The sequence below is a fragment of the Oleiphilus sp. HI0117 genome, from assembly GCF_001635235.1.
This window is the reverse complement of the sequence record NZ_LWGA01001420.1, coordinates 1-845: the sequence shown is the minus strand read 5'-3', so window position 1 is coordinate 845 and position 845 is coordinate 1. Positions and strand designations below refer to the sequence as shown.

General features: G+C 46.5%; 1 protein-coding gene. It reads right to left on the bottom strand.

The features are described from left to right. On the bottom strand, window positions 1-845 hold an 845-nt coding region (locus A3757_RS23945; RefSeq protein ID WP_156506543.1), incomplete at both ends, for an FAD-dependent oxidoreductase.

Sequence of the window (845 nt, the reverse complement as noted above, 5' to 3'; positions counted from 1 at the left end):
CGCCTGCACCAATTATGGCTACTTTCTCACCAACAGGCTTTTTATCACGCAAAACATCCAGATAACTCATAACCTTTTGATGTTCAACACCAGGAATTGGAGGCGTTCGAGGAGAAATACCCGTGGCGACAATCACCTCATCAAACCCCTCTTTGATGAGGTCTTCGGCTTCAACCCAAGTATTCAAACGAAGGTCAACGCCATACTTTTCAATCATCTTACCGAAGTAGCGCATGGTCTCATTAAAGTCATCTTTGCCCGGCACTTGCTTGGCAATGTTAAACTGCCCGCCAATCTTGTCGCTTGCATCAAACAAACTCACCTGATGACCCCGCTCAGCCAATACCGTTGAAGCAGACATGCCTGCTGGCCCCGCACCGATAACCGCAACTCGCTTCTTGTCCTGAGTCGGCAAATATTTCAACTCAGTTTCATGACAAGCTCGAGGATTCACCAAGCACGACGCCCTTTTCATCTGAAAAGTGTGATCCAAACATGCCTGATTACATGCAATACAAGTATTGATTTCATCGCCTTTGCCCGCCTCGGCTTTCGATACGAAGAAAGGGTCAGCCAGTAAAGGGCGTGCCATAGAGACTAAATCTGCCTCACCCTTTTCGATAATATCTTCTGCAATCTCAGGCGTATTAATTCTGTTACTAGCACACACAGGAATTGAAACTGTCTTACGAAGCTTTTCTGTCGCAAAACTAAATGCAGCACGCGGCACAGAGGTAACAATTGTCGGGATACGCGCTTCGTGCCAACCAATACCAGTGTTAATAATGGTAGCACCAGCTGCTTCAATCTCTTTAGCCAAGACCTCAATTTCATCCCAACTCTGA